The sequence below is a fragment of the Clostridium sp. D43t1_170807_H7 genome (assembly GCF_015555905.1).
Lineage (GTDB): Bacteria > Bacillota > Clostridia > Clostridiales > Clostridiaceae > Clostridium.
Genome location: NZ_JADNLK010000048.1, coordinates 1 through 8,690 on the forward strand (window position 1 = coordinate 1; position 8,690 = coordinate 8,690).

An 8,690-nucleotide genomic window follows, 5' to 3' on the forward strand; every position below is an offset into this window, starting at 1 on the left:
TCTCAAAAGAATTGCTGGTTTACTTTAACTATATTCTGTTCAATTTTCAAAGACCATTTACTCTGTCGCACCGAAGCGACTTCCTTATCTTATCATTTCTTCCGACTACTGTCAACAACTTTTTTTTTAAAAGTTTTAGCTTTCATCATTTTCGAAGAAATTACTTTGTCACATCAACACTAACAAACATTTGTTTTGTTTGTTTTTGTCATCAGCGACGAGATTTATAATATCATTATTCTTTTTTTATTATTGTCATTTTTTATTGATTATATTCAAATATATTTAATATTACTTGTTTTTTCTTGTTTTTTCTCTATTTTTCTATTATTGATATACTAGGTAGCGTTTGTGTTATAATTATCTAATATTTATAGATTAATTAAAAAAACTGCATTTAAACAGGAGTGATTATAATGGCAAATGTATTAAAAAACGATTGGAAGGATCTTTTAGATGATGAATTTAATAAAGAATATTATCAAACTTTAAGAAACTTTTTAACAAATGAATACAAAACTAAAACAATATATCCTGATAAATATGATATATTTAATGCTCTACATTTTACATCTTATAAAGATATAAAAGTTGTTATACTTGGTCAGGATCCATATCATGGTCCAGGTCAAGCACACGGATTAAGCTTTTCTGTTAATCCTGGTATAAAAATACCACCTTCACTACTAAACATATACAAAGAATTAAATTCTGATTTAGGTTGTTATATCCCTAATAATGGATATTTAAAAAAGTGGGCAGATCAAGGAGTATTGCTTTTAAATACCTCTCTTACTGTTAGAGCTGGTGAAGCAAATTCACATAAAAGTATAGGCTGGGAAATATTCACGGATCGAATTATTTCTTTAGTTAATGAAAAAGAAGATCCTGTTGTATTTTTACTTTGGGGTAATAATGCAATAAAAAAGAAAAATTTAATCACTAATAAAAGACACTTAATTCTTACTTCTGCTCATCCAAGTCCTTTATCTGCATCTAGAGGATTCTTTGGAAGTAAGCCATTTTCAAAGATCAATAACTTTTTAATTTCTGTTAATAAAGAACCTATTGATTGGCAAATAGATAATATTTAAAAAAAGTTAGAACATTTTTCTTTGTTCTAACTTTTCTATTTATTAAATATATAAATTCAATTTGTTAACTTATTACTTTTTTAACTTTTCTATAATATGAGTATATAAAAGATAGAATAATTCCAATAACGCCTCCCAAAGCAAAACCGAAAATAACATTTTCTAATAATAATCCTACTAAAGTTCCTATTCCAACCCCAATTGCTATTCCCTTAGTCAAATATTCATAATCTTGATCTGAAAGTATTATTTTCTCTATCATATCTCTTCCCCCTTTTTATCTATAAATGAATTATATACTCTAATTATTAATTATATCTTAATTTAAACTTAACAATAAATGAAATTTTTATAGTTTATATTTTATCTTATATAACATTTTTTGTAAAGAGTTATTTATTACTTTTTAAAATATTTTTGTTAACTTTTTAAAAAGTTTATTTTAATCGCCTGTTTTTTCCACAACAAAAAAAAAAGCAACCTACTATAGTAAGTTGCTTTCCTGGTGGCTCGACCAGGAATCGAACCAGGGACACGAGGATTTTCAGTCCTCTGCTCTACCGACTGAGCTATCGAGCCTTGACAATTTAATTATACATATTATCTTATATTATGTCAAATACTTTTTTATAATTTTATATATTTATTTTATATACTTCATAATAGAGGAAATAAATTTAAGGTTATTTTTTGTTACTATTTCAATATAAATATATTATATAACATTTATTCTGGAGGTAACCTTGAAATATTTTATATTTTTAATACTCGTATTCATTATTATATTCATGTATTTTTATTATGAAAAAAAATTAACTATAGCTAAAAAAAGAATATTAAGAACTTCTAATCAATTTAATAATATTAGAAATGAATATAGAAATGCTTTAACTAAGAATCAAAATATAAATGTACAATTTTTGACTCCTACTTTTAAAAGAGCCATAACTAATAATAATACAACTGTTTTTCTAGCTCCAATTATAGATTCTCCTAAAATTAGAGTACTAGATATAAAAATGGAAGTCAAAATTTTAGATAGTGCAATTATAAATGATAAAACTTGGTTCTATGTAAGTTTACCTATTGATAGTAATTATAATTGTAGGGGTTGGATTAATAAAAATGATTTTTCATTTATATATCAACAATCTCCAAATACACCTTCTGTATATAATTAAAACTTATTATCACTTTAAAAGACCTAAGTAATTTTACATATGATAATTACTTAGGTCTTGTTGTTAAATATTAAAAAGATATTTAATTATTATTCCTGACATCATATATAGTAAGTAAATTATTATAATAACTACAAATGAAATATTAAAAACTCTTTCATTGCTTTTATTATATTTAATACTCAATTCATCTTTACTTATTATTCCTCTTCTAATATTCAAATCTGCTATTTTTTTAATTATAAAATATGCAACTATTCCAAATGCTAAAGCTATAAGTCCATAAAAAGTAGCCATAAATATCTTTTCTTGACTTTCTAAACTCATTAAACTAACTTCTGCAGCTTGATCCATAACTGAAGTATTTTCCGGAATTAAGCTTAATAATTTTTGTAATGTTATTGAAGTTCCATTAATCAAAAAATGTATTAATGCTGATGCAAATATTGAATTAGTTGTTCTCACTACTAACGCCAATATAAATCCTAAAACTGCTGCATATAAAAACTGTTGTGGATCTAAATGCATTATTCCAAATAATAATCCTGTTATAGCACAGGATAAATAAATATTCTTATCCTCATATCCGGATAAAACCACTCCTCGTATTGTAATTTCCTCTGTAATAGCTGGCAATACTGCTATAAGTAAAAGTAATATTATATATGGTGAATCTACTATACCTGTTACAAAATTTCCAATTTCATTTTCAAAAAAGAATTGTGAAATTAAAGAAAAAAATGTCATTATTGGCTGGCATACAAAAGCCAATAATATTATTAATAGTGCATCTTTGAAATAAAGCTTGTTTAACTTTAGTACATCTTTTGCAGATTGCTTTGTAATAATTAAATATATAATTGCTGGAAAAATAAATGTTACAATGTGACTAATTAGTAACATGAATTTAGTATCTGTAATATTAAACCATTTAAATATTAGATGTATTGGTAAAAATAGTTGTAATAATATAATTATCAAAAAATATGTGTTTGCTCTTAATACTTTTTTCATATATCTCTCCTTTTTTTTTAAATTTTATTTACTTAATGTATATTAATTTTAATTAATGACAATAATATAAATGAAGTTTTAAACTTCATAGTTAATCGCCTCTCCCCCATTTTATTTATATACAAAAATAATCCCGTTAATGCCATAGATATATTAATGGGATTATTTTTGTTTTCTTAAACTTATTTATAACCTTGATTTTCAAGCTCAACCTTAAGCATCTTCAAAGCATGGTTAGTTGCCGAAACTCTTACCTCTTCCCTATTTCCACTAAAATTACATTTTTCAATAGTTGTATTTTTATTTACATGTACAGCTATATAAACTAATCCAACTGGCTTTTCATTAGTTCCACCACCTGGTCCAGCTATTCCTGTAGTGGCTATAGATGCATTTGAACAACTCTCTTTTGCTATTCCTTCAGCCATTTCTTTAGCAGTTTCTTCACTTACTGCTCCATAAGCATCAAGTGTTTCCTTCCTAACACCAAGTCTCTTCATTTTAGCCTCATTAGAATAAGTTATTGCTCCTTCTAAAAATGAAGCTGATATACCTGGATATGAAATTAATTTAGCTGCTACCATCCCTCCAGTACAGGATTCCGCTGTTGAAATGGTTAATTTATTATTACATAATATCTCACCTAAAACATACTCTATTGAATTTTCATTAATTATATTATCTTGCATTTAATTCACCTCAATTTAATTCATATACAATAATTATAACGTCTTTATTATTATATTTACATATATTTCCCTTGATTTCTTTAATGAACTTTACAAACAAAAATCTCTAAAGTAAAAACCTTAGAGATTTTCTATTTATATTTATTAGCACTAATATAATAATCTCCTGAATTATTTATTCCTTCTTCTAATATGGAAAAATTACTTTCTTTTAACATGGAGGTAATTATATTTACATGTTGCCTATTGGAATTATCTAGAGTTATAGTAAAATTATCATTTTTATCTACTATACCCATGTAATCATAAATATCACTATATTCACTAAGACCTAATTTTCCTCTTATATCCATCTTATAGTCTGGCATTTTTACCCTCCTATTTATCGTTTTTTACCCCCATAAATAAAAAAAATTCTCCTAACTGCCATTATTTTATGTAAATATTTATAATTTTATTCTCTATATATTTAAAATATATATGCCTATTAAGAACTTATAAAAATATGATTCTTAATAGGCATATTAAATATTATCTCTAGGCTTCTTCTCTTAAATTTCTAACATCATCTAAAATCTTTCCAACTTCATTAGCCGGAACCTCATCATATCTTAAAAATTCGCTAGTAAAGTTTCCTCTAGCTTGCGTCATTGATCTTAGGTCTGTAGCGTAACTAAACATTTCCGCCATTGGAATCTCTGCACTAATTTTTTGAACCTTTCCTTCTGGTTCCATTCCTATAACTCTTCCTCTTCTCTTGTTTATATCTCCTATTACATCTCCCATATAACTATCAGGAACTAAAATTTTAACATTCATTATAGGTTCAAGTAAAATTGGCTTAGCAGCTTCTAATCCTTTTTTATATGCAATGGAAGCAGCAACTTTAAATGCCATTTCTGATGAATCAACTGGATGATAAGATCCATCATATAATGTAGCCTTTAATCCAACAACCGGATATCCTGCTAACACACCATTTGATATGCAATCTCTTAATCCTTTTTCAACAGCCGGAATAAAGTTTCTTGGGACAGCTCCACCAACAACTTTATCAACAAATTGTAGATCTAATTCTCCATCTTCTCTTGGTTCAAATTTTATCTTTACATCTCCATATTGTCCATGTCCACCTGATTGTTTTTTATGCTTTCCTTGTACATCAGAAGTTCCTTTTATAGTTTCTCTATATGGCACCTTAGGCTCTTGTAAAATAACATCTGCTCCAAATTTAGTTTTTATTCTACTAGCTATAACTTCTAAATGAGTTTCTCCTAATCCCCAAATTATAGTCTCAGCATTCTCAATATCTCTTTCTATCTTAAATACAGGATCTTCTTCCATTAATTTGGATAATGATAATGATATTTTTTCTTCATCACCTTTCGCTTTTGGTAGTATTGCCATAGGCATTACTGCATTAGGTAAGTTTATCTTATCATACATTACTTTAAAATCTTCACTACATAATGTATCGCCAGTTGCTGTGTATTGTAATTTAGAAACTGCACCAATATCACCTGCAACTATTTCTTGGGTTTGAATTTGATTTTTACCCTTCATGAAAAATAAATGATTTAATTTTTCTTGCTTTTCTTTATTCGGATTTAATACTGTTAATTCACCCTTAACTTTTCCTGTCATAACTCTAAATAAAGATATCTTACCTACAAATGGATCTGCAATAGTTTTAAATACTAAAGCTGAAAATGGTTTATTTTCATCAGTTTTTATGAAAACCTCTTCATTACTGCTTAAATTTATTGCCTTTTGAGGAAGTGCATGCTCTGGTGATGGGAAACATTGAACTATACTATCTATCATTGATTTTATTCCTATTACCTTTGAAGCACTACCACACAATACTGGTGCTATTTCACCTTGTGCGCATCCTTTTTTTAATCCAGAATAAATATCTTCATCACTTAATTCACCATCATTTAAATACTTATCTAACAATTCCTCATCTGTTTCTGCAACAGCTTCCATTATCATTTGCTTACATTCTTCAATTTTATCAACCAATTCATCTGGTATATCTATTGATTCTGATTTAAATGTTTTAGCATTATACTTTACTGCGGTTTTAGATATGACATCAACTATACCACTAAAACTCCCCTCTTTTCCTATAGGATATTGAATAGGAACTATACTCATTCCAAAACTATTTTTCATTTCTTCTAAAGTTTTATCAAAATCAGCATTCTCTCTATCCATTTTATTTATAAAGAATGCTCTTGGTAATTTTATTTTTTCACAATAATCCCAAGCTTTTTCTGTTCCTACTTGTACTCCTGACACAGCACATACTACGATTGTAGCTATATCTACAGCCCTCATGCCCTGAGACATCTCCCCTTGAAAATCAAAATATCCTGGCATATCAACTATATTAATCTTAGTATCATTTTCTTCAAAAGAAGCAACTGAAGTTGATAGAGATATTCCCCTCTTCTTTTCCTCCTGTTCATAATCCATAACCGTATTACCCTCTTCAACTTTTCCTAATCTATCAGTATTATTTGTATAAAATAATAAAGCTTCTGCTAAAGATGTTTTTCCTGTTGCTCCATGACCTATTAAACCTACATTTCTAAGTTTCTTATAATTATAGTCTTTCATAACGTCACGATAATACTATTTTAGTATTATCATTCACCCACCTTTCTTTATATAGATTATTTAATTATCGTTTTATTGGTAACTATTATTTTAAAGTTATACTTAATCTTTATGAACTTATACCTATAAATAGTACTTAATTCATCTCATCCTCTTATTCTTAAATTTTTCGCATTACTTAAAATTATTCCAATTAATTATAGTTTAACCATATAAGATATTATTTTATTCTAACTTATATCTATATTGTATAAATAAGGTGCATACATTTCTCCAATTCATTGAATATTAACTAAAACCATTTATCATTAATTAACTTTAATATAAAATAAGACTTATACTAAATTTTTAATCTTTAGTATAAGTCTATATAATTTTAAATTACATTTTTCCATTTACTACTTAATAATAATTTAAAGGAATATTAAATACCTAATTTAACATTCTTATATTATGTTAAAATTATATTTTCAGTATTTAATCTATAACTTCTTCTCTATAATTACAATTATTTCTCTTATTAAATTTAATTTTATAAATAACTATATTAACTATAAAACCTAAAACTCCACCTGAAAAATCAATTGCCACATCTCTAATAGCCATTTCTCTTCCTGGTATAAAATATTGATGAATTTCATCACTAATTGCATAACCTAATACAATAAATAAACAATAAATTCTTGCTTTTTTTATATCAACATAATGTTTACAAACAGCAATAGAAAAACAATATAATATAAAATACTCTGTAAAATGAGCAGCTTTCCTTACAACAAACGAAGCAATCTCTCCTAAATGATTATTTAAGTCAATTCCTATAATAGAAAATAAATTTATTGCTAAATCGCTTTGCTTATTAGAAATATCTGCTGGTTGATTTGACATAAAAAATATCAACAACATCCATCCAATTAACAAGCTCCAGCTAATTATAAGTCTTTTGTTCTTCATCTTCTTCTCCTTAATTTATACATGAGTTAAATAAAAAAATATTTAATTCTTTTCAACTAAATATCTATTTATATAAGCTAATGACTCCTCCAAGATCCCTTGGCTACTTTCTAAGTCTTGTAATTTTACTTCTAAATTACATATCCTTTGTTCTAATAAATACATAAGCTCTTTTATATCATTTAATAATTTAGCCTCATAAGATACTTGAACTCCATCTGAATCTATATATATTTTTTCTGGTGTTGAACCACATTCTACACACTTTGCATATATTCCTTCTTTTTCTGTATCTCTAAATACTTTAAAAGTGTCATTATTACATTTAGAACAATTAGATAGTATGATAAAATCATAATAACTTATATCAAACTCATATTTGCTTTTACAATGTGCACATGTTAAAAGTAAATTATTTCCTTGAGTTTCTATAAAAAAAGTGTTTCCTGAACAACCTTCCTTTTCGCATACCACTGTTCTTATCATAAATATTACCTCCTATATTTAAATAGAAATATACTTCCCTCAAAAATTATTATGATATATTTTTATATAATATGCTTAAAGATTATATCTAAAAAATTTATTTTACTACAGATAACTTATCTAACTCATTTTTTATATTGTCAATTTCCTCATCTATCTTGCTTGTACTTTTTCCAGCTAAGACTAAATCTCTTTTTTCAAGTTTCAACTGAATAATTTTTTCCTCTAAGTTTATTTTCTTTTCCACGCAATCACTCCCATTCTTATATTATGATAAGAATACTTAATAAGTTTTTATATAATTCTAACTTCTTAAATGTTATAACACTATTATATAATACTTTATTAAAATGATAACAAAAAAACAATAACAAATTTAAATTTATTTTCCGACATAATATTGTATATTTTGTATTAATCGCCATTTAATCTTTTTTGTTTATATTAGTTTTTATATAAATAAAAAAATCATCCTCTCATAATAATAGAAATTATATAAAAGAATGATTTTATATTTGTTATATCTTAAATTACAATAAAATAAAAAAGCCACGATTTATATCGTAGCTTTTGGTGGAGGTAAAGGGATTCGAACCCTTGACCCCTTGCGTGCAAGGCAAGTGCTCTCCCAACTGAGCTATACCCCC

10 protein-coding genes and 2 tRNA genes are annotated in these 8,690 nt (G+C 26.2%); 2 read left to right on the forward strand and 10 right to left on the reverse strand.

Annotation, left to right across the window (positions count from 1 at the left end):
* The first annotated feature begins 416 nt into the window (after nucleotides 1-416).
* Nucleotides 417-1,094, forward strand: a complete 678-nt coding sequence (locus tag I2E98_RS15410) for a uracil-DNA glycosylase (protein WP_195469758.1) — start codon at nucleotides 417-419, stop codon at nucleotides 1,092-1,094.
* Nucleotides 1,095-1,158: 64 nt separating this feature from the next.
* Here the strand turns inward: I2E98_RS15410 and I2E98_RS15415 are convergent, their stop codons facing one another.
* The gene (locus tag I2E98_RS15415; RefSeq protein ID WP_195469759.1) at nucleotides 1,159-1,356 is read right to left on the reverse strand and encodes a hypothetical protein; all 198 of its coding nucleotides are present in this window, start codon (nucleotides 1,354-1,356) and stop codon (nucleotides 1,159-1,161) included.
* Nucleotides 1,357-1,597: 241 nt separating this feature from the next.
* Nucleotides 1,598-1,673: transfer RNA gene (locus I2E98_RS15420), tRNA-Phe, on the reverse strand.
* Nucleotides 1,674-1,837: 164 nt separating this feature from the next.
* Between I2E98_RS15420 and I2E98_RS15425 the strand changes: the two genes are divergently transcribed.
* Nucleotides 1,838-2,275 (forward strand): hypothetical protein, encoded by a 438-nt coding sequence (locus I2E98_RS15425; RefSeq protein ID WP_243251245.1) that lies wholly within the window; start codon nucleotides 1,838-1,840, stop codon nucleotides 2,273-2,275.
* 63 nt (nucleotides 2,276-2,338) lie between these two features.
* Here the strand turns inward: I2E98_RS15425 and I2E98_RS15430 are convergent, their stop codons facing one another.
* The 8 genes from I2E98_RS15430 to I2E98_RS15465 form a co-directional block, all read right to left on the reverse strand.
* The gene (locus I2E98_RS15430; RefSeq protein WP_195469760.1) at nucleotides 2,339-3,289 is read right to left on the reverse strand and encodes a type II CAAX endopeptidase family protein; all 951 of its coding nucleotides are present in this window, start codon (nucleotides 3,287-3,289) and stop codon (nucleotides 2,339-2,341) included.
* A gap of 182 nt (nucleotides 3,290-3,471) precedes the next feature.
* A complete protein-coding gene (locus I2E98_RS15435; protein ID WP_195469761.1) occupies nucleotides 3,472-3,978 on the reverse strand; it encodes a nicotinamide-nucleotide amidohydrolase family protein in 507 nt (168 codons plus the stop codon).
* Nucleotides 3,979-4,109: 131 nt separating this feature from the next.
* The gene (locus tag I2E98_RS15440) at nucleotides 4,110-4,346 is read right to left on the reverse strand and encodes a hypothetical protein (protein ID WP_195469762.1); all 237 of its coding nucleotides are present in this window, start codon (nucleotides 4,344-4,346) and stop codon (nucleotides 4,110-4,112) included.
* 169 nt (nucleotides 4,347-4,515) lie between these two features.
* Entirely contained in the window at nucleotides 4,516-6,603 is a 2,088-nt protein-coding gene (fusA, locus tag I2E98_RS15445) for an elongation factor G (RefSeq protein ID WP_195469763.1), read from the reverse strand.
* A gap of 477 nt (nucleotides 6,604-7,080) precedes the next feature.
* Nucleotides 7,081-7,557: a VanZ family protein gene (locus I2E98_RS15450; RefSeq protein WP_195469764.1), complete on the reverse strand. Its 477-nt coding sequence runs from the start codon at nucleotides 7,555-7,557 to the stop codon at nucleotides 7,081-7,083.
* A gap of 42 nt (nucleotides 7,558-7,599) precedes the next feature.
* Nucleotides 7,600-8,043 carry a hypothetical protein gene (locus I2E98_RS15455; protein WP_195469765.1) on the reverse strand — a complete coding sequence of 148 codons (444 nt, stop codon included), beginning with the start codon at nucleotides 8,041-8,043 and terminating at the stop codon, nucleotides 7,600-7,602.
* A 97-nt stretch (nucleotides 8,044-8,140) separates the two neighbouring features.
* Entirely contained in the window at nucleotides 8,141-8,290 is a 150-nt protein-coding gene (locus tag I2E98_RS15460) for a hypothetical protein (protein WP_195469766.1), read from the reverse strand.
* Nucleotides 8,291-8,614: 324 nt separating this feature from the next.
* Nucleotides 8,615-8,690, reverse strand: a tRNA-Ala gene (locus I2E98_RS15465).